Origin of the sequence: Streptomyces sparsogenes (genome assembly GCF_001704635.1) — a bacterium.
In the GTDB taxonomy this organism is placed as follows: Bacteria; Actinomycetota; Actinomycetes; order Streptomycetales; family Streptomycetaceae; genus Streptomyces; species Streptomyces sparsogenes.
Genome location: NZ_MAXF01000118.1, coordinates 37,841 through 56,779, shown reverse-complemented (window position 1 = coordinate 56,779; position 18,939 = coordinate 37,841). Strand labels below are relative to the sequence as shown.

The 18,939-nt window shown below is 74.5% G+C and carries 16 protein-coding genes and 2 pseudogenes; 6 read left to right on the top strand and 12 right to left on the bottom strand.

What is annotated here, in order from left to right:
- The first annotated feature begins 37 nt into the window (after nucleotides 1-37).
- Both BBH68_RS24500 and aceB read left to right on the top strand, forming a co-directional pair.
- The gene (locus BBH68_RS24500) at nucleotides 38-706 is read left to right on the top strand and encodes a nucleotidyltransferase family protein (protein ID WP_079151178.1); all 669 of its coding nucleotides are present in this window, start codon (nucleotides 38-40) and stop codon (nucleotides 704-706) included.
- A 151-nt stretch (nucleotides 707-857) separates the two neighbouring features.
- Nucleotides 858-2,474, top strand: coding sequence for a malate synthase A (gene aceB / locus BBH68_RS24495; RefSeq protein WP_065965649.1), 1,617 nt, complete (start codon nucleotides 858-860; stop codon nucleotides 2,472-2,474).
- A gap of 76 nt (nucleotides 2,475-2,550) precedes the next feature.
- On the opposite strand, the gene BBH68_RS24490 is transcribed toward aceB, so the two are convergent.
- The 5 genes from BBH68_RS24490 to BBH68_RS24470 all read right to left on the bottom strand — a co-directional run bounded on the left by BBH68_RS24490 (nucleotide 2,551) and on the right by BBH68_RS24470 (nucleotide 8,309).
- A complete protein-coding gene (locus BBH68_RS24490) occupies nucleotides 2,551-3,093 on the bottom strand; it encodes a hypothetical protein (RefSeq protein ID WP_079151175.1) in 543 nt (180 codons plus the stop codon).
- Nucleotides 3,090-4,577, bottom strand: coding sequence for a sensor histidine kinase (locus BBH68_RS24485; RefSeq protein WP_065965648.1), 1,488 nt, complete (start codon nucleotides 4,575-4,577; stop codon nucleotides 3,090-3,092). Before BBH68_RS24485 ends, BBH68_RS24490 begins: the two co-directional genes overlap by 4 nt.
- Complete coding sequence (locus tag BBH68_RS24480; protein ID WP_065965647.1) at nucleotides 4,574-5,254, bottom strand: response regulator transcription factor; 681 nt, start codon at nucleotides 5,252-5,254, stop codon at nucleotides 4,574-4,576. Before BBH68_RS24480 ends, BBH68_RS24485 begins: the two co-directional genes overlap by 4 nt.
- Before the next feature lie 44 nt (nucleotides 5,255-5,298).
- Nucleotides 5,299-6,936, bottom strand: coding sequence for a murein biosynthesis integral membrane protein MurJ (gene murJ, locus BBH68_RS24475; RefSeq protein WP_245738286.1), 1,638 nt, complete (start codon nucleotides 6,934-6,936; stop codon nucleotides 5,299-5,301).
- Nucleotides 6,937-7,121: 185 nt separating this feature from the next.
- Nucleotides 7,122-8,309: a lipid II:glycine glycyltransferase FemX gene (locus BBH68_RS24470; protein ID WP_065965646.1), complete on the bottom strand. Its 1,188-nt coding sequence runs from the start codon at nucleotides 8,307-8,309 to the stop codon at nucleotides 7,122-7,124.
- Between the two features lie 203 nt (nucleotides 8,310-8,512).
- Here BBH68_RS24470 and BBH68_RS24465 point away from each other — a divergent pair, with 203 nt between their 5' ends.
- The gene (locus BBH68_RS24465; RefSeq protein ID WP_245738282.1) at nucleotides 8,513-9,715 is read left to right on the top strand and encodes a L,D-transpeptidase; all 1,203 of its coding nucleotides are present in this window, start codon (nucleotides 8,513-8,515) and stop codon (nucleotides 9,713-9,715) included.
- Nucleotides 9,716-9,814: 99 nt separating this feature from the next.
- Here the strand turns inward: BBH68_RS24465 and BBH68_RS24460 are convergent, their stop codons facing one another.
- From BBH68_RS24460 to uraD, 4 genes and pseudogenes are all read right to left on the bottom strand, one after another.
- A complete protein-coding gene (locus BBH68_RS24460; protein ID WP_065965645.1) occupies nucleotides 9,815-11,185 on the bottom strand; it encodes an 8-oxoguanine deaminase in 1,371 nt (456 codons plus the stop codon).
- Between the two features lie 14 nt (nucleotides 11,186-11,199).
- Nucleotides 11,200-12,081, bottom strand: a complete 882-nt coding sequence (pucL, locus tag BBH68_RS24455) for a factor-independent urate hydroxylase (protein ID WP_065965644.1) — start codon at nucleotides 12,079-12,081, stop codon at nucleotides 11,200-11,202.
- A gap of 5 nt (nucleotides 12,082-12,086) precedes the next feature.
- Nucleotides 12,087-12,470 carry a hydroxyisourate hydrolase gene (uraH, locus tag BBH68_RS24450; RefSeq protein ID WP_065965643.1) on the bottom strand — a complete coding sequence of 128 codons (384 nt, stop codon included), beginning with the start codon at nucleotides 12,468-12,470 and terminating at the stop codon, nucleotides 12,087-12,089.
- Nucleotides 12,471-12,565: 95 nt separating this feature from the next.
- A pseudogene (uraD, locus tag BBH68_RS24445) lies at nucleotides 12,566-13,063 on the bottom strand (2-oxo-4-hydroxy-4-carboxy-5-ureidoimidazoline decarboxylase); the annotation flags it as partial.
- 139 nt (nucleotides 13,064-13,202) lie between these two features.
- On the opposite strand from uraD, the gene BBH68_RS24440 reads away from it, so the two are divergent.
- A complete protein-coding gene (locus BBH68_RS24440; RefSeq protein ID WP_425428840.1) occupies nucleotides 13,203-14,009 on the top strand; it encodes an SDR family oxidoreductase in 807 nt (268 codons plus the stop codon).
- A gap of 43 nt (nucleotides 14,010-14,052) precedes the next feature.
- On the opposite strand, the gene BBH68_RS24435 is transcribed toward BBH68_RS24440, so the two are convergent.
- Nucleotides 14,053-14,478 (bottom strand): helix-turn-helix domain-containing protein, encoded by a 426-nt coding sequence (locus BBH68_RS24435; RefSeq protein WP_065965642.1) that lies wholly within the window; start codon nucleotides 14,476-14,478, stop codon nucleotides 14,053-14,055.
- Between the two features lie 128 nt (nucleotides 14,479-14,606).
- Nucleotides 14,607-14,846 (bottom strand): annotated as a pseudogene (locus BBH68_RS43330) (hypothetical protein); the annotation flags it as partial.
- A 175-nt stretch (nucleotides 14,847-15,021) separates the two neighbouring features.
- On the opposite strand from BBH68_RS43330, the gene BBH68_RS24425 reads away from it, so the two are divergent.
- Nucleotides 15,022-15,726, top strand: a complete 705-nt coding sequence (locus tag BBH68_RS24425; RefSeq protein ID WP_065965641.1) for a hypothetical protein — start codon at nucleotides 15,022-15,024, stop codon at nucleotides 15,724-15,726.
- A gap of 247 nt (nucleotides 15,727-15,973) precedes the next feature.
- Nucleotides 15,974-16,924: an alpha/beta fold hydrolase gene (locus BBH68_RS24420; RefSeq protein WP_065965640.1), complete on the top strand. Its 951-nt coding sequence runs from the start codon at nucleotides 15,974-15,976 to the stop codon at nucleotides 16,922-16,924.
- On the opposite strand, the gene BBH68_RS24415 is transcribed toward BBH68_RS24420, so the two are convergent.
- Nucleotides 16,896-18,827 (bottom strand): hypothetical protein, encoded by a 1,932-nt coding sequence (locus BBH68_RS24415; protein WP_065965639.1) that lies wholly within the window; start codon nucleotides 18,825-18,827, stop codon nucleotides 16,896-16,898. The genes BBH68_RS24420 and BBH68_RS24415 overlap by 29 nt on opposite strands.
- Between the last annotated feature and the right edge of the window lie 112 nt (nucleotides 18,828-18,939).

The window sequence follows — 18,939 nt, the reverse complement described above, 5'->3', positions numbered from 1 at the left end:
GGGGGCCTCACGAAGGGACAAGCGGCAGACCATGCCCATGGATCACACATCGCAGGACACGCCACAGGACTCACCGCACGTCACACCGCAGGACACACCTCACGGCTCACCGCACGTCACACCGCAGGTCGCCGGGTTGCTGCTGGCGGCCGGCGGGGGCAGGCGGCTGGGCGGGCGGCCGAAGGCCCTGCTGGTCCACCGGGGCCGACCGCTGGTGGAGCACGCGGCGCGGGCGCTGCGGGAGGGCGGCTGCGCGCCGGTGCACATCGTGCTGGGTGCGGGCGCCGAGGCCGTACGGGCGGACGCCGAGCTGCCCGGGTGCGTGCTGGTCGACAATCCGGACTGGGCGGCGGGCATGGGCTCCTCGCTGCGGGCGGGCCTCGCCTCCCTGGCCGGTACGGGGGCGCGGGCGGCCCTGGTGATGCTGGTGGACCAGCCGGGGATCGGGGCCGCGGCGGTGGCCCGCGTGGCGGCGGCGTACCGCTCGCCGTCCTCCCTGGCGGCGGCGGTGTACGGCGGGCGGCGGGGCCATCCGGTGCTGTTCGGCGCCGAGCGGTGGGCGGGGGTCGCGGCGAGTGCGGTGGGCGACCGCGGGGCACGCGACTATCTGAAGGCGCATCAGTCGGCGATCGCGCTCGTCGACTGCTCCGACGTCGCCCGGGCGGACGACATCGACACCCCCGAGGATCTGAAGCGCCTGGAGTGAGTCGACAGACCTCAACAGAACATTGAACTTCCACCATGAGGAAATTAGTATCCACTAACTAGAAGTCCAGTACCCCGAGATCCACGTGCCCGAAGTCCCCGTACCCGAAGTCCACGTGCCCCGTCCGGTGCCGCCCGAGGAGTGACCGCCCATGTCCGCACCAGCGCCGTCCCCGCTGGCCATCGTCGACGCCGAGCCGCTCGAGCGGCAGGGCGAGGTGCTGACCGACTCGGCCCTGGCCTTCCTGGCCGAGCTCCACCACCGCTTCACCCCCCGCCGCGACGAACTCCTCGCGCGCCGTGCCGAGCGCCGCGCCGAGATCGCCCGAACCGGCACTCTTGACTTCCTCCCCGAGACCGCGCACATCCGTGAGGACCCCGACTGGCGCGTCGCCCCCGCCCCGGCCGCGCTCGACGACCGCCGGGTGGAGATCACCGGCCCCACGGACCGCAAGATGACCATCAACGCCCTCAACTCGGGCGCCAGGGTCTGGCTCGCCGACTTCGAGGACGCCTCCGCGCCGACCTGGGAGAACGTGGTCCTCGGCCAGCTCAACCTCATCGACGCCTATGAGCGCCGCATCGACTTCACCACCCCCGAGGGCAAGGCGTACGCGCTGCGCCCCGCCGAGGAGCTGGCCACCGTCGTCGCCCGGCCGCGCGGCTGGCACCTGGACGAGCGCCATCTGCGGGCCGGGGACCGCGCGGTGCCCGGGGCCCTCGTCGACTTCGGGCTCTACTTCTTCCACAACGCCCGGCGCCTGCTCGACCAGGGCAAGGGCCCGTACTTCTACCTGCCCAAGACCGAGTCGCACCTCGAGGCCCGCCTCTGGAACGACATCTTCGTCTTCGCCCAGGACCACCTGGGCATTCCCCAGGGGACGATCCGCGCCACCGTGCTCATCGAGACGATCACCGCCGCGTACGAGATGGAGGAGATCCTCTACGAGCTGCGCGACCACGCCTCCGGGCTGAACGCGGGGCGCTGGGACTACCTCTTCTCCCTCGTCAAGAACTTCCGCGACGCCGGGCCCGGCTTCGTCCTCCCCGACCGCAACGCCGTCACCATGACCGCCCCCTTCATGCGCGCCTACACCGAGCTGCTGGTCCGCACCTGCCACAAGCGCGGCGCCCATGCGATCGGCGGCATGGCGGCCTTCATCCCCTCCCGCCGCGACCCCGAGGTCAACGCCGTCGCCTTCGACAAGGTCAGGGCCGACAAGGACCGCGAGGCGAACGACGGCTTCGACGGCTCCTGGGTCGCCCACCCCGACCTGGTCCCGATCGCCCGCGCCTCCTTCGACGCGGTGCTCGGCGACCAGCCCCACCAGAAGGACCGGCTGCGCGAGGACGTCCACGTCACGGCGGCCGAACTGATCGACATCGCCTCCCTGGAGGCCAAGCCCACCTCGGCGGGGCTGCGCAACGCGGTCCAGGTCGGCATCCGTTACATCGAGGCGTGGCTGCGCGGCCTGGGCGCGGTCGCCATCTTCAACCTGATGGAGGACGCCGCCACGGCCGAGATCTCCCGCTCCCAGATCTGGCAGTGGATCAACGCGGGGGTCGTCTTCGAGAACGGCGAGAAGGCGACGGCCGGCCTGGTCCGCGCGCTCGCCGCGGAGGAACTTGCCGCGATCCGCGAGGAGATCGGGGCGGACGCGTTCGCGGCGGGCACCTGGGAACAGGCCCACGACCTGCTGCTCAAGGTCGCGCTGGACGAGGACTACGCGGAGTTCCTGACGCTGCCGGCGTACGAGCTGCTGCGCTGAGCGAAGCCCGGCCGGCGGCGCGGCCCTGGCGTGTGCCCGGCGGCGCGGGTCCGGGCGGCTCGGGTCCGGTGCCGGGTCAGGCGTCGCAGTGGGTGGGCGGGAGGGCGCCGTCCTGGCCCGCTAGGGTCACCTCCGCGTCGCCGTCGCCGCCCTCGGCGTACGCGACCGTGCAGACCACCTGGCGCCGGGCCGTCTCGCTGAGGTCCCGCACCGCGAGCGGGAGGTGGACCAGCACGTCGCGGGGGGACCACTTCATCGCCGGCCTCCCCTCCGGCCGGGGCAGCCGGGTGCGGAGCCCCGCCGCGCGCTCCCCGTCCGACGGGCCGGCGAACAGCGCGGCGAGGACCTTGTCACCGAGCGGCGGCCCGACGGCCTGGCCACTCCGGACGGCCTGGCCGCTTCCGTCGCCCCCGACCCGCCTCGCCACCGGCGTCAGACGGCCTTCGGGGGAGACGAAGAACAGGAGCAGCCGCTGCTCGTCGGCGGGGAAGACGGTGACGGTGGCGGGGCCGCCGGCCTCGATGACATCGCTCCCCCGCACCCCGCAGCCGGTCAGCGGCGCGACCGCCATGACGCAGGCCGCGGCCGCGCGGGCCGCGGCGGCACCGCGGCGCTTCACTTCCTCACCTCTCCGCCGGTCGCCTCTCCGCCGGTCAGGGGGATCTCCACGGTGAAGACGGCGCCCCCCTGCGGGCCGTTCGCCGCCCGGATCGTACCCCCGTGCAGCCGCACGTTCTCCAGGGTGATGGCGAGGCCGAGGCCGCTGCCCTCCGAGCGGGTGCGGGCGGAGTCCGCCTTGTAGAAGCGGTCGAAGATATGCGGCAGCACCTCCGGGCGGATGCCGGGGCCGCTGTCGGCGACCTCGGTGACGAGTCGCGTCCCCTCGCCGTGCGCCTCCGGCGCCTTCCGCAGCCGTACGGTCACCGGCGCGCCGCCGTGTCGCAGCGCGTTGCCGACGAGGTTGGCGACGACGATGTCGAAGCGCCGCGGGTCGAGCCGGGCCCGGATGCCGTCGGGCAGCTCGGTGACGATCCGGTCCGGGTCGGTCCAGCGGCGGATCGTCAGGGTCTTGCGGATGGTCTGGGCGACGTCGACCTCGTCGGTGTTCAGCTCGGCGGCCCGGGCGTCGAAGCGGGAGATCTCCATCAGGTCCTCGACGAGGACCGCGAGCTTGCCGGTCTCCGCGCTGATCAGCCGGACGGCGGCCGCCGTGTCGGGGGCCAGCCGGGCCGCGTCCTCGTCCAGCACCTCGGTGACCGCGAGCATGCCGGCCAGCGGGGTGCGCAGCTCGTGGGAGACGTCGGAGGCGAAGCGGCGGGCGCGCGCCTCGGCGTCCCGCAGCTCGCCGACGGAGCGCTCCAGCGCGATCGCGGACTCGTTGAAGGTGCGGGCGAGGTCGGCGAGTTCGTCGCCGCCCTTGACCTGGATCCGGGTGTCGAGGCGGCCCCGGCCCATGCTCTGCGAGGCCTTCCGCAGGTCGCGGACCGGGCGCAGCACGCTGCGCGCGGCCAGCAGCGCGGGGATGATCGCCACCGCGAGCCCGGGCAGGGCCCCGTCGCGGGCGGCGGTGACCATGGACCGGACGTTGGCCTCCTCGTCGCTCAGCGGCATCACGGCGTACAGCACCAGGCCGGTGGGGCGTACGGTCTTCCCGGCGCGGAAGACGGTCGGGACGGCCACGGTCAGCCAGGGTTCGCCGTGCTTCTCGACCCGCTGGAAGCCGCCGTGAGGGTTGGCGAGCGCGGCGCGGCGCAGCTGCGGGGTGATGACGGTGGACACCGGGCTGGTGCCGGAGGAGACCCGGATGGATCCGTATTCGGCGAAGACCACCCAGGGGTGGGGCTTGCCCTGCCGGGCGAGCGCGCGCAGCTGTTCCTGGAGGGACTGGGGCTCGATGGGCAGCGGGGTGGCCATGTCGCTGACCCGCTCCCGGAAGGAGGAGACGGCCGTGTCCTGGGCCTGTTCGAGGATGGCGGTGCGGGCCTTGCGGTAGGTGAGGGTCGCGGTGGTCCCGGCGCTGACCGCGGCGACCAGCAGGAAGGCGAGCAAGAGCCGGGTGCGCAGCCCGGCGCGGGCCCTCCAGCGGGCCCCCCGCGGTCTCACAGGGGTCCGAAGCGGTAGCCGAAGCCCCGCAGGGTCTGTATGTAGCGCGGGCTGCCGGGCACGTCCTCGATCTTGTGGCGCAGCCGCCGTACGCAGGCGTCGACCAGGCGGGCGTCGCCGTGGTAGCTGTGCTCCCAGACCTGTTCGAGCAACTGCTGGCGGCTGAAGACCTGTTCGGGCGCGGCGGTCAGGTAGAGCAGCAGCTTCAGCTCGGAGGGGGCGAGCGCGAGGCGTTCGCCGGCCTTGGCCACGGTCAGCCCGGCGCGGTCGATGGCGAGGTCGCCGTGGAGCTCGACGGCGGGGCGGCCGCCGGGCTCCTCGATGCGGCGCAGCACGGCCCGGATGCGGGCCTCGATGACCTCGGTCCGGGCGGGTTTGACGATGTAGTCGTCGGCCCCGGCCTCCAGCCCGACGACCACGTCGAAGTCGTCGCCGCGCGCGGTGAGCATGATGATCGGGAGCTGGCTGCCCTCGCGGACCCGGCGGCACACCTGGACCCCGTTGACACCGGGCAGCATGAGGTCCAGGAGCAGCAGATCGGGCCGGAACTCCTGGATGGCGGTGAGTCCGGCCTCGCCGGTGGCGGCGGTGCGCACCTCGTGTCCGCGGCGGCGCAGGCCGAGTTCGATCCCTTCGCGGACGGAGGGGTCGTCTTCTATGAGAAGGACGCGTGGCATGTGCGGAGTATTCCATTCCAGCAGGTGGGGGGCGGTACGTGGGGTCAGGCGCGGCGGCCGAGCCGGCGGGCCAGGGACCGCCGGGCGGCGTCCAGTTCGGTCAGCCGCATCGGACCGGCCAGGATCGCGAAGACCAGCAGGATGGCCACCGCGCCCACCGCCGCGGCGGCGAACGGCCCCAGGGGCGTGGCGCGGGTGGCCACGAACTCGCCGAGGGCGGCGGCCGGCAGGGCCGCCAGCAGCAGCCTGGCCAGCGCGGCCACGGACGGCGAGCGCCACAGCCCGGCGCGCCGTGCCCGGGCCCTCGCCCTCGCCCTCGCCCTCGCCTTGCGTCGCCTGCCCGGTGGGGCGGCCGTCGGCGGGAGCCTGCGGTTCAGCACGCACGCGGTGGCCGCCCAGCCCGCGTACAGCGCCACCGAGTAGGCCCCGGCCATCCCGGTGACCGCCCACCGCGCGGGCAGCAGCAGATAAGCGGCCACGGACAGCCCGGCGTTGAGCCCGGAGATCACCAGGTTGAGCAGGAAGGGCGTGCGGGTGTCGGAGAGCGCGTAGAAGGCGCGGGAGAGGACGTACTGCCCGGAGAAGGCCACGAGGCCGGGGGCGAACGCCATCAGCGTCCCCGCCATGGCCGCGATGTCGTCGGCGTCGGTCCTGCCGTACTGGAAGACCGCCGCCATCACCGGCCCGGCGAGCGCGTAGAGCGCGCAGGCGGCGGGGACGACGGCGGCGGCGCTGCCGCGCAGGGCGTACGACACGTCCCGCCGCACGGCGGCCAGGTCGCCGTCGGCCGCCGCCCCGCTCATCCGCGGCATCAGCGCGGTGACCAGCGACACGGTCACGATCCCGTGCGGCACGGCCCACAGCAGATACGCGTTGTTGTAGGCGCTGAACCCGGCGCCGTCGGTCCCCGCGGCCGCGGCGCGCTCCCCGGCCATGGTGGCCAGCCAGGTCACCGCCCAGTACGCGAGCTGGTTGGTGAACACCAGCAGCACCAGCCAGCCGGCCGAGCGCAGCGGCCGGGACAGTCCGCTGCCCCGCCAGTCGAACCGCGGCCGCCAGCGGAAGCGTGCCGCGCGCAGGGACGGCAGCAGCGCCAGCGCCTGGGCGGCGATGCCCGCGGTGGTGCCCCAGCCGAGCAGCGCGGTCTCGCCGGGGGTGAGCGTGCCGCCGGTGGCGGCGGTCGCCAGGTACAGGGCGAAGACGGCGATGACGACGACGTTGTTGAGGACCGGGGTCCACATCATCGCGCCGAACCGGCCCCGGGCGTTCAGCACTTGCCCGAGCAGGGTGAACAAACCGAGGAAGAAGATCTGCGGCAGGCAGTAGCGGGCGAAGGCGACCGTCATGGTGGCCTGCGCGCCCGTGTAGTCGGTGTACGCCGCGACGATGGCGGGCGCGGCGATCACGGCCCCCGCCGTGATCAGCAGCAGGGCCGCCGTGCAGACGGTGAGCAGCCGGTCGGTGTACGCGGCCCCGCCGTCGGCGTGCTCCTTGGCGGCCTTGACCAGCTCGGGCACGAAGACGGCGTTGAGCGCGCCGCCCAGGAGCAGGGTGTAGAGGATGTTGGGCACCGAGTTGCCGACCGCGTAGCCGTCGGCGGCAAGACCCACGCCCAGGGCCGCGGCGACGACGGCGGAGCGTACGAATCCGGTGGCGCGGGAGACCAGGGACCCGGCGGCCATGAGGGCCCCGCTGCGCAGCACGGACGCGGACCGCCCGGCCCCCTCGGCCGCGCCGCCCGCCTGGGCCGCCTCACCCGCCTGGGTCACCTCCGCCGCGCCGCCCGCCTGGGTCACGTCCGCCGCGTCGGCCGGCGGGGGCGGCGGGCTCGCGGGACCGGCCGGGCTCGCGGGGCTCGTGGGGGCGCTCATCGGCGGGCCAGGTACAGCTGGAAGGCGCGGTGGAGCGCGTGGTTGGCGGTGCCGCTCAATGGTGTCTCCCACTCCCCCAGCGTCTCGACGGCCTGCCCTCCGGTGCCGAGCTTCCAGCGCAGCAGCCCGAACGGGCGGTCGTCGGGGTCGAGTGTGGAGGGTACCCCGCGCATGTCGTACACCTCCGCGCCCTGGGCGTGGGCGTCCAGCATCATCTGCCACTGCAGGGCGTTGGAGGGGCGGACCTCGCGGCGGTGGTCGGCCGAGGCGCCGGTCTGGTACCAGACCCGCCGGCCCACCGTGATCATGGTGTGGGCGGCGAGGATCTCGCCCCGGTGCCGGGCGAGGTAGAGCCTCATCCGGCCCGGCTGCTCGGCGTTGAGGGCCGCGTACTGGCGCTCGTAGTACGCCAGGGAGCGGCCGAGGCGGAAGCCGTCGCGCTCCTCGGTGATCCGCAGCAGCCGGTAGAACTCCGGGAGTTCGGCGGGCCCGCCCAGCTCCACCCGCACGCCCGACTTGTGGGCCCGGCGGATGTTGCGCCGCCACTCCTGGTTCAGCCCGCTCCACAGGTCCTCGGGGCCGCGCCCGGCCAGCGGCACCCGGAAGACATAGCGGGGCTGCGCGTCCCCGGCCGCCTCCCCCTCGTCGCCGCAGCGCCGCCAGCCGCGGGCCCGCAGCCGCTCGGCCACCGCGGTGCCCAGCGGATCGACCTCGCAGGCGAGCACGTCGGACAGGCGGCGGCCGGGGCCGGTGTGCGCCTTGAGCGCGGCGGCGTTCCAGCTGCGGTAGGCGGGCGTGGGCCCGATGCGCACGGCGAACGCGCCGCAGGAGCGCAGATGGCGCAGCAGCGGGGCGAGCCAGCCGTCGATGTCCGGGTCGGTCCAGTCGGCGACGGGCCCCTCGGGCAGATAGGCGAAGTACTTCCGGGTGCCAGGGAACTGGCGCAGCAGCACCAGCGCCACCCCGCTGAGCTCCCCCGCGCCGGGGCCGCTCTCCGGGCCCCAGCCGAGCAGCCGGGCCTGCCAGCCCTGCTTCACCTCGGCCCAGGACGGGCACTGCAGAAAGCCGGGGCCCAGGGCGGAGCCGGTGCGGGAAGCCAGAAAGGCGCGGTACGCCTCGGGGTCGATGGGGCCCAGCCGGACGTCCTGCCGACGGCAGCCGGCCGTCACGAGCAGCGCTGACACTGCACCTCCTCGGGTGCCGTTTTCGATGGGAACGCGAGGAAGGTTCACAGCCGCCAATGACCGCGCCGCGCGGCCAATGTGACCGGACGATGACCGTTTCTCTGCAGCTGCCGTCACATGCCCGCCACGGCCGTTTCCGGCGCCTTTCGCGGCTTAGAGTCCCGAGCGTCCCGTCATCTCCCTTCACTCCACGGAGGTTTCCGTTGCGCCAGATACGTGTGGGCGCCACCGCCACGGCCGCCGCCACCGCCACGGCCGCCGCCCTGCTGGCCGCCGCGCTGACCGGCTGTTCCTCCGGCGGCTCGGCCCCGGCGAAGGCGGACGCGAAGGTCGGCGGCGGAGGCCGGGACGGCAAGGCGGTGACGGTCACCGTCACACCCCGGCGGGCCGGCGAGCCGGTCAAGGTCGCCGCGAGCGGCGGCACCCTCGACTCGGTGACCGTCACCGACGGCCGGGGCGGCAGGCTCACCGGCACGATGTCGCGGCACGGCCGGATCTGGACCTCGGACCGCAACGCCGCGCCCGGCACCACCTACACCGTCAAGGCGACCACCCGCGCCGAGGGCGGCACGGCGGGCAGCGCCCGGTCCTCCTTCACCACCCCCGCCGCGGACCTGGTCAACAAGGTGGACTGGCGGCCGGGCGACGCCACCACGGTCGGCGTGGCACAGCCGATCTCCCTGGTCTTCGACCGCCCGGTGCGGGACAAGGCGGCCGTCGAGAAGCAGCTCGAGGTCACCACCTCGAACAACACCGAGGGCTCGTGGGGCTGGATGAAGGACCGGTCCGGCAAGGACCGGGTGGACTGGCGGCCCAAGGAGTACTGGCGCCCCGGCACCGAAGTCACCCTGGACGCCCGGCTGAACGGCACCGACTCGGGCGAGGGCGGCGGCTGGTTCGTCCGCGACTACAAGCTCGGCTTCACCATCGGCGCCCGGCAGGTGGTCAAGGTCGACCTCGACAGCAAGCGGCTCACCCTGGAGCGCGACGGCAAGGCGGTGCGCACCTTCCCGGTCTCCGGCGGCACCCCCGGCCCCGACACCGGCTCCTGGCGGGGCACGGAGGTGCTGATGGCCAAGGAGGGCACCATCCGGATGAACTCCGAGACCGTCGGCCTCGGCAACGCCTACGACGAGATGGTCGACTACTCGATGCGGCTGACCTGGTCGGGGACGTACGCGCACGCCGCACCCTGGAACGCGGCCTACTTCGGCAAGGCCAACAGGAGCCACGGCTGCATCGGCATGAGCGACGCCGACGCGGCATGGCTGTACGAGCGCGCCCGGGTCGGCGACCCGTTCGAGGTCAAGGGCGCGGAGACCAAGGGGCGGGTGGCGCTGAACAACGGCTTCGGCGACTGGAACGTCGGCTGGGAGGAGTGGCGGGCCAAGAGCGCCCTGCGCTGAGCGCGCGACGGCCACGGACCCCCGGCCGGGAGCCGTCCCTCCCGGCCACCGCTCGGCTCCGTCTCTCCCCCCGTTTCAGGCGTCGGGGCTCCCCCCGTTTCAGGTGTCGGCGGCGATACGGGCGAGGCGGCGGGCCTCGTCGCGGGCGCGCCGGGCGATGTCGTCCTCGTCGGCGGTGACCAGCCGGCCCCCTTCCACCACCGGGCGGCCGTTCACCAGGGACAGGGTCACCGGCGCCGGCGGGCCGAGGACCAGCGCCGCGACCGGGTCGGCGATCGTGGAGTGGCCGAGCCCGTCCAGCTTCCACAGCACCAGGTCGGCCAGCTTGCCCGGCTCCAGGGAGCCGATCTCGTCCTGGCGGCCGAGCACCCGAGCCCCGCCGTAGGTGCCCAGGCGCAGCGCCTGACGGACATTCAGCGCCGCCTCCCGGTGCGGGCCGAGCCGACCCACCAGCAGGGCGTTGCGCAGTTCGGTGTGCAGCTCGCCGGACTCGTTGGACGCGGTGCCGTCCACGCCCAGGCCCACCGGCACCCCGGCGGCCAGCAGGTCGGGGACGCGCGCGAGGCCCGCGGCCAGGCGGGCGTTGGAGGAGGGGCAGTGCGCCACGCCGGTGCCGGTGCGGGCGAAGGCGGCGATGTCGTCGTCGGTCATGTGGACGCAGTGCGCCATCCACACGTCCTCGCCCAGCCAGCCCGTCGACTCGAAGTAGTCGGTCGGGCCCATCCCGAACTTCTCGTGGCAGAACTTCTCCTCCTCCACCGTCTCCGAGCCGTGGGTGTGCAGCCGTACGCCCTTGCGGCGGGCCAGGAGCGCGGCCTCGCGGAGCAGTTCGGTGGACACGGAGAAGGGCGAGCAGGGCGCGACCGCGATCCGCAGCATGGAGTCGAAGGACGGGTCGTGGTGGGTGTCGACCGCTTCCTCGGTGGCGCGCAGCGCCTCCTCTATGGTCTCGACGGCGAAGTCGGGCGGCAGCCCGCCGCTCGATTCGCCGAGGTCCATGGAGCCGCGCGCGGCCGTGAACCGCACGCCCAGCTCGCGGGCCGCGCGGATCTCGGCGCCCAGCAGATCGCCCGCGCCACGCGGGAAGACGTAGTGGTGGTCCATGGCGCAGGTGACGCCGCCGCGGACCATCATGGCCAGCGACGCGCGCGCCGCCTCGTACACCATCGGCTCGTCGATCCGCGCCCAGGTCGGGTAGAGCGCGACCAGCCAGTCGAAGAGGCCCAGGTCCTGGGCGAGGCCTCGGGTGAGCCACTGGTAGAAGTGGTGGTGGGTGTTGACCAGGCCGGGGGTCGCCAGGTGTCCTGTGCCGTCGATCCGGCGGACCACCCCGTCGAGACCGGCGGGCGCGGGGCCGGCGCCCACCGACTCCAGGCGGTTGCCCGCGACGACGACATGGCCGTCGGCGTGCTCGGTGCCGTGGGCGTCCACGGTCGCGACGGCGCAGTTCTCGATGACGATGCGGTTCACGTGGGGAGCGCCCTTCAGTCGGTGGCGATCCGGGGCGGGACGCCGTCCCGCAGGACCGTGGCCTCGATGAGGCCGTATGGCCGGTCGGCGGCGAAGTACACCTCATTGTCGTTCTCGAGCCCGAAGGGCTCCAGATCGACCAGGAAGTGGTGCTTGTTGGGCAGCGAGAGCCGTATCTCGTCGATGACGGGAGCGTTCTCGATCACGCGCTCGCCCATCCGGTACAGCGTCTGCTGGAGCGAGAGCGAGTACGTCTCGGCGAAGGCGGCCAGCAGGTCGCGTCTGGCCCCGGCGTATGCCCGGTCCCAGTCCGGCGCCGGCTCGCGCTCGTCGCTCCAGCCGTAGCGCCACCGCGCGTGTACGTCGGTGGCGAGGATGCGGTCGCGCGCCTCCGGGAGGGTGGTGTACTCGTCCCTGACGAACCCCCGGAACTCCGAGTCGGTGGAGTTCAGGACGGTCAGGTCGGTCAGCCCGGAGACCACCTCCCACCGCTCGCCGTCGTGGACCACCTGGGTGGTGCGGGTCTCCTGGCCCCGGCGCACGAAGGAGTGCCGGGCCGTCCCGGGGGTCTCGATCCGGTCCCAGCCGTACTCCTCGATCCGGATCCGGGCGGTGTGGATGGCGGCCCGGCCGGTGACGAAGTGGCGGGCGAGCCGGATGGCGAACTGCTCGGGCGAGGCGATGCCGTGCCGCTTGGCGAAGGCGAACACGGTGTTCTTGGTGGTGTCGGTCGGCAGGACGTTGGCGTTGCTGCCGGAGAGGTGGACCTCGTCCATGTCGCCGGAGAGCGCCACCGACACGCTGAGGTCCTTGATGTGGTGGACGGGTCCGTCCCGCACGATCCTGACGACGCGGGTTTCCGCCTTGCCGTACTGGTTCTGGCCGAGCGTGGGCATCGGTGCTAGCTCCCTCGGTATACGGAGTAGCCGAACGGGTTGAGCAGCAGGGGCACGTGGTAGTGCTGCCCGGGCTCGACGGCGAAGACCACCGCCACCTCCGGGAAGAAGGCTCCGGCGGGCCGCCCCTCGGCCGACGCGTGTCCGGCGCGGTCCAGGTATGGCTCGACCTCGAACCGCAGCCGCGCGTGGGCGGTGGACCCGGGGAGGGCGGGCAGGTCCTTGCAGCGGCCGTCGGCGTCGGTCCTGGAGACGGCGTGGGCCGCCCAGGGCGCGTCGCCCGCGGGGCGGACGGACAGCTCGACGGCCACGCCGGCGGCCGGGCGGCCGAGGGTGGTGTCCAGGATGTGCGTGGACACGGAGGTGCGCGCGCCGGATGCCGTGGCCATCACCCCTGCCCTCCTTCTTCCCGCTCGTCCCCGACGCCCTCGTCCCTGACGCCCTCGTACCTAAGGCCCTCGTCCCCGCCGTCCTCGTACCGGAGACCCTCATCGCCTACGAGCCGGGCCAGCCGGATGCGATTGATCCTGCCCAGCTCGGTGCGGACGATGTCGCGTTCGGTGTCCGGGTCGTTGCCGATCCGCTCTTTGAGCGCCGCCAGCATCTCCTGCCCACCGCGCCCGGTGGCGCAGATGAGGAAGACATGCCCGTGGCGCTCCTGGTAGGCCAGGTTCAGCTCCAGCAGCTCCGCGCGCTCGGCCTCCCCCACCCCGCTCTGCTCACGCGCCGAGGCGGCGTCGCCGGGGCGCGGCCGCCCGATGGGCGGGTGCCCGGCCATCGCCTCGGCGAGGTCCGCGTCGGTCAGCCCCGCCACGGCGTCCTCGGCGGCGGCCAGCAGCGCGGCCACGCTGCCGTACGGCCGCCCGGCGGCCACCGCCGCCGCCCACGCCCGGCTGGCGCACACCTCGCGCAGCAGCGCGGCCACGCCCGGCTCGTCCGCTGCGTTGAACCGGGCCAGCCCCGGCGGAGCGCTGGAAGTCACACCGGCAAGCTAGGAGCCGCCCCCGACGAGCGTCAACAGTTTGTTGAAAAGTTGCTGCCGTGGCGCGCCGCCACATCCGCCCGGACGGCGGCCCCCGGGCCGGAAATCAGCGTGCCCGGCGGCCGTACGGCGGGGCAGGATGAGCCCCATGAGCGATGAGGCGCACGCGATGAGCGGACGGGAGACGGCCGGCGCGGGGCGTCCGCTGGCCCTGGTCACCGGGGCGGGCCGGCGGGAGGGCATCGCCGCGGCCGTCGCCCTGGACCTGGCGGAGACCGGCTGGGACGTGGCCTTCAGCCACTGGGCGCCGTACGACCGCAGGATGCCCTGGGGAGACCAGCCGGAGGCCGCCGGGGAGCTGCGCGAGCGGCTGGGCGGGCTCGGAGCGCGCTCGATGGCGATCGAGGCCGACCTGAGCGACCCGTCCGTCCCGGCGGAGCTGTTCGACGCGGTCGAGAAGGAGCTGGGCCAGGTCACCGCTCTGGTGCTCTGCCACTGCGAATCCGTCGACTCTGGCCTGCTGAACACCTCCCTCGAGAGCTTCGACCTGCACTTCGCGGTCAACGCGCGGGCGACCTGGCTGCTGATCAAGGAATACGGGCTGAGGTTCCGCGGCACCCCGGGCACCGGCCGCATCGTCAGCCTGACCAGCGACCACACGGCGGGCAACCTCCCCTACGGAGCCAGCAAGGGGGCCATGGACCGCATCACCCTGGCCGCCGCCCGCGAGCTCGCCCACCTCGGCGTGACCGCGAACGCCGTCAACCCCGGGCCGACGGACACCGGCTGGATGACCGAGCAGCAGAAGACCGACCTCGCCCGCGCCACCCCGCTGGGCCGCCTCGGAATGCCCCAGGACTGCGCCAACCTGGTCACCTTCCTGTGCTCCGAACGGGGCGGCTGGGTCAACGGCCAACTGCTGCACAGCAACGGCGGCCTGGCCTGAACACCCCCGGTGCCGCCCCAGGCCCGGCCGCGCGGACTGCCCCCTACGCGCCGCCCGCCCCACCCCGCTCCTCCGGGCCACCCGCGCCGGGTCCGGCCGCCCGCTCGGCGTTCTCGCGGTTGAGGTAGTTGTAGACCGTGAAGCGGCTGACGCCGAGCGCGGTGGCGACCGTCTCCACGCCGTGGCGCATCGAGAACGCGCCGCGCTGTTCGAGGACGCGGACGACGGACTGCTTGGTCCTGCGGTCCAGGTCACGGAGCGGAACGCCGTGGCGGCGGCGGAGCTCGGCGAGGATGTGGTCGAGCGAGGCGGACAAGTGAGGGAGGCGCACGGCCACGACCGCCCGGCCCTCCCAGGAGAGGACCACGTCGTCGCCCTGGGCGCGGTCCGGGGCGATCAGCTCGCCGCCTATGGCGTCCACCAGCGGCTTGACGGCGGTGACGAAGGGCTCGTCGGCGGGAGGGGTCACCTGCCGCCCTCCCCCGGCCCGCCCGCGCCGCCCGGCCCGCCCCGGGCCGCAGCCGCGTCCGTGTCGGTATCCGCGTCCGTGTCCGGTTCCGCTCCTGTGTCCGTTTCCGCGCCTGTGACCGTTTCCGCGTCCGCGATGACGTTCACCTGGAGCGAGACCCGGGTGGCGCCCACCGCCAAGGAGGTGCGGAGCAGCGCGTCGATGGTGGCCAGCACGCTCTCCGCCCGGCCCTCCGCCGTGTTGCCGAACGGGCCGACGTCGACGGAGTCCAGCGCGGCGCCCTGCACGATCTCGCGGGCCGCCACCGCGTGCGGGGGCACCTCGTCGAGGTCGAACGGCTCGGTGGTGAACTCAACCCTCAGTCTCACGCCGACAACCTACTGCGCCCGCGTGGCGGGCGTCACCAGCCGTCCCCGGGCGCGGCGGGGGCCTTAACACGGCGGTCGGCCCGCCGGGCACGGAACCCCCAACTCGCTGCCGGGAGCCGCCCGCTTCATGGAGCATGGGCCGATACCTCTCGGAGCGATCTCCTCGGAGGAGCAGATGACAGAGAGCGTGCCGGTGCGCTGCCCCGCCTGCCGCCGCGAGCAGTCGTTCACCCCGCCCACCTACCCCTGCTCGTGCGGGGCGCCGCTCACCCTGCCCGTGCTGCGCGACGGCATCCCGCAGGAGTTCGGACACCGCACCTGGGAGGACGCCTGGGTGGTGGCCACCTGCGCCATGTGCGGCCTGCGGGGCCACTGGCCCCAGCCGGAGTTCGGCTGCGCGTGCGGCGCGCTGGTGCGCGTGCCGGTGGCGCCGGCGCCGGCCCCCGCGGACCGGGCCACGGACCGCCCCGCGGACCGGCCCCCGGCCGCGCCGCGCCCGGCCTTCCGGCCGGTGACGATCCGTACCGCGCGGGACGCGGTGACCGCCGCCGCGCAGTATCTGACGTGGCTGGGCTTCCGGGAGGTGCGGAGGCCGGAGGGCCAGGCGGCGTCCGTGGACCTGTGCGGGCCGGGCCTGGTCGCCCGGGTGGACCCGACCACCCGGCCCACCTCGCTGCGCGACGTCGAGTGCCTGTGGCTGACCGGGCTCAACGAGTCCGCCGCCGGCGTCTTCTTCTCGCTCGCGGGCTATGCCAGGGACGCGCGGGCGCGCGCCGACGCGCTGCACATCCCGCTGTTCATCATGGATCTGACCGGCACCCCACAGCCCGTCAACGATCCGGCGGACTCGCTGACCCGGGTGGGCCCCGCCGAGCGGTGAGCCAAGACGGCGGGGATCGGAGGCGGCGGGGATCCGGGGCGGCAAGGGTCCAAGGCGGCGCGGCTCCACGGCCGTTCACGCGTGTTCCGCGTTCGGCCCTTGTTCATTATGACCCGGCGGAGGGCCCTCGGGCCTCCCCTCGGAGGATGATCTTGGAGCCCGTGCGACGCCCTACGGTGGTGACCGACCCCATTCGGCGGTCGATCCCCTTGTCCGCATTGTCCGCGACACCACGGAGCGATGCCCCATGCCCTCGCCCACCCCTGACTCCCCCGTCGACTTCACCGTCGAGCGCGGCGACCTGACGCTGGCCGTACGCGACCACGGCGGCACCGGCACCCCCCTGCTGCTGCTCCACGGGGCCTCCCGCACCCTCGCCGACTGGTCGGTCGCCGCGGCCGACCTCGCCATCGACCACCGCGTCGTCTCGATGGACCTGCGCGCCCACGGCCGCTCCGGCCCCGGCGACCCGCCCTGGACGTTCCCCGCCGTGCTGGACGACGTCGAGGCCGTGCTGGACGCCTGCGGCATCCCCGAGGCCATACCGGTCGGCCACTCCCTCGGCGGCATGGTCGCCGCGCTGTACGCGGACGCCCACCCGCGCACCCCCGCCGCCGTCAACCTCGACGGCGTCGGCCAGGGCCGCCCCGAGCAGTACGTGGGCCTCGACCGGGAGACCGTGCTCGAGGGTCTGGCCCACGCCCGCCGGTTCTCCGAGGCCGCGATGGGCAGGACCTTCCCGCCGAAGGCGCTGGAGACCACCGTGCTCGCCCAGCAGGCGGCGATGGCGAAGGCGCTGGGCATCGCGCCCGAGGCGCTCGACGAGGGCGTCCGGCGCGCGCTCGGCGAGACCCCGGACGGGCGGCTGTATCTGCGGCCGGAGCGGCAGCGCGCCCTCGAGATGCTCGACCGGATGAAAGAGCTGGACCTCTTCCCCGTCTACCGCCGCCTCGACCGCCCGGTGCTGGTCGTCCGGGCGGGCCGGCTGGTGGCGCAGGGCGGCGAGCTGGCGTGGTTCGACGAGCTGATGGCCGCGTACGTCAAGGGGCTCGACCGCGACCTGGGCGAGCTGGCCGCCGCGCACCCGCACCTCACCGTGCGGACGCTGGACGCGTCGCACGCGATGCTCCTGGAGTGCCCGCGGGAGGTCGCCGGGCTGGTGCGCTCCTTCACCTCGGCGGTGCGCTCGCGCTCGTGACGGGCGCAAGGGGCTCCAGGGGCGAGAGGGGCGTGGGGGTCGCGAGAGTCGCCTCGATGCTGCTCGCCCGGGGCCACCGCGGGGCCTGCCCGGCCAGGCGGGCGTACACCCGCTGCCAGGCCGCGTCCGGGTCGTCGCTGCCGTCGAGGTGGGTGGCGACCAGCCCGGCGACCCGCTCGGCGGCGGCCCTGGCCGGGGCCGGGGCGTCGGCGCGGCGCAGGGCGCTGCCGAGGTAGCCGAGGATCCGGTCGGCGGGGGCCGCGAGGGAGACCAGGTCATCGGCGGTCAGCAGGCCATCGGCCAGCAGCCGGTCGGCGCGCGGGGTGATGGCCCGCCAGTCGGCGGCGCCGAGGCCGTGCCGGGCCATGCCGCGGGCGATCTCGGCGTCCCGGGCGGGGCGCCGGCGGCGGCTGCCGCGCCGGTCGCCGAGGATCGCGCCGGCGTGGCGCGCGGCGACGGCGGAGGGGGTCGCGGCATGGCCGACCACCGCCGGCCAGAAGGCGAACGGCTCGCGGGCGTGCTCGGCCTCCAGCTCCTCCCAGTCGATGTCCGGGAAGAGGGCGAGAAGCCGGTCGGTGTCGGCGAAGCCGGAGGTGGTGCGGACCTTGCGCAGCCGGCCCGCCAGCTTCTTCGTCGTCAGCTCGCGCCGCGCCCGCTCCTCCAGCGTGGCGAGGGGGTCGGCGGAGGCGAGGGCCTGCCGGCACATCCTGGTGACGGCCGGGCCCACCCGGCCGGTGGCCAGCAGCGCGGACAGGCCCCCGGGGCCGCCGCACCGCAGCGTGTTCAGGCAGCCGACGAGCTGCTCGGCGGTCTTGAACCGCCCGTGGTCGTGGGCGAACGCGGCCCCGATCAGCTCCGGTTCGGCCGCGTGCGGCAGGTCGGGGTACGCGTTGCCCGGGATGCGCGACACGTACGGGGCGAGCGGCACCGAGCCGTCCAGCAGCTGCCGGGCCTCCTCCGGGCCGAGGGAGAAGTGCGGGGCGAGCAGCCCGAGGTGGACCTCGGGGTCGCCGTGGGCGCGCAGGGCGCGATGGGTGGGCGGGTCGAGGTCCCTCCACTCCGCCAGCAGCACCAGCGCCTCGCGGTCGCCGCGCCCGATCAGATGCTCGACGAGGGCCCGGGGCGCGGGCTGCCGCTGGGCGATCACGTACAGCGCGAGCAGCCATCCGGTGTGGTCGGGCAGCAGCGGCACGAGGGCGTCCAGGACCTTGGCGTCGGGGGCCCGCCGCAGCACCTCCCCGGCCGGCCAGGTCCACTCGCGCCAACTCAGCAGCTTCTCCCGGTCGCGGCCGGTGACCTTGCCGTACGGGACGATCCGCACGGGGTCGGCGGGGGTGCCGGCGGCGCGCGCCAGCAGGTCGGGCCAGGTGGCGTCGCGGTCGGCGCCGGGGAGGGTGCGCACCTCCTCCACGGCGGTCGCGAGCCGCAGCCAGGCGTCCGTGTCGGTGCCGAGCGCGCCGGCCAGGAAGGTGCGCAGCGTCCGCTCCAGCCCGTGCATGGCCGGGGACGCGGACTGGTGCCACACCGGCATGGTGTACCGGGCGGGGGTGGCGGCGAGCAGGTCCGGGCCGGTGACGGTGCCCGCGAGCCAGGCCGTGTCCAGCTCGCCGCGGAGCGTTTCGTTGACGCCCAGCTTGTCGCTCCAGACGTGGTCCTCGCGGAGCCGCGTGAGCGCCCGGTGGGGGTCTGGCTCCGGCGCCGGCCGCAGCGGGTCGGCGATCCCCCGGCCGTCCCAGGCCGCCCAGGCGTCGCGCACCCATGCGGGGAACCGAGCACCGGGCCAGAAGGTGACGTGCGTGGCGGCCAGGAGGCGCAGCACGCCTTCGTCGGCGGGCGGCGGAGGGGCGCCCCGGGAGAGCCCGCGCAGGGTGTCGATCGCGGCCAGTGCCGAACGCCGTGCCATCAGTGCCCCCGTGGTGCCCCGTCATACCGCTTGTGTGCCGGGGACGATTCCACCACGGGGCACTGACAGCCGGGCCGTTACCCCAGCGCGGGGGCGGATCGGCGCGAGGGTG

Bases quoted from the DNA above. Each gene is read 5' to 3' on its own strand.
- BBH68_RS24500 (WP_079151178.1), top strand. From the start codon at position 38: ATGGATCACACATCGCAGGACACGCCACAGGACTCACCGCACGTCACA.
- aceB (WP_065965649.1), top strand. From the start codon at position 858: ATGTCCGCACCAGCGCCGTCCCCGCTGGCCATCGTCGACGCCGAGCCG.
- BBH68_RS24480 (WP_065965647.1), bottom strand. From the start codon at position 5,254: ATGCCACGCGTCCTTCTCATAGAAGACGACCCCTCCGTCCGCGAAGGG.
- murJ (WP_245738286.1), bottom strand. From the start codon at position 6,936: ATGGCCGCCGGGTCCCTGGTCTCCCGCGCCACCGGATTCGTACGCTCC.
- pucL (WP_065965644.1), bottom strand. From the start codon at position 12,081: ATGCCCACGCTCGGCCAGAACCAGTACGGCAAGGCGGAAACCCGCGTC.
- uraH (WP_065965643.1), bottom strand. From the start codon at position 12,470: ATGGCCACGGCATCCGGCGCGCGCACCTCCGTGTCCACGCACATCCTG.
- BBH68_RS24440 (WP_425428840.1), top strand. From the start codon at position 13,203: ATGAGCCCCATGAGCGATGAGGCGCACGCGATGAGCGGACGGGAGACG.
- BBH68_RS24425 (WP_065965641.1), top strand. From the start codon at position 15,022: ATGACAGAGAGCGTGCCGGTGCGCTGCCCCGCCTGCCGCCGCGAGCAG.
- BBH68_RS24420 (WP_065965640.1), top strand. From the start codon at position 15,974: ATGCCCTCGCCCACCCCTGACTCCCCCGTCGACTTCACCGTCGAGCGC.
- BBH68_RS24415 (WP_065965639.1), bottom strand. From the start codon at position 18,827: ATGGCACGGCGTTCGGCACTGGCCGCGATCGACACCCTGCGCGGGCTC.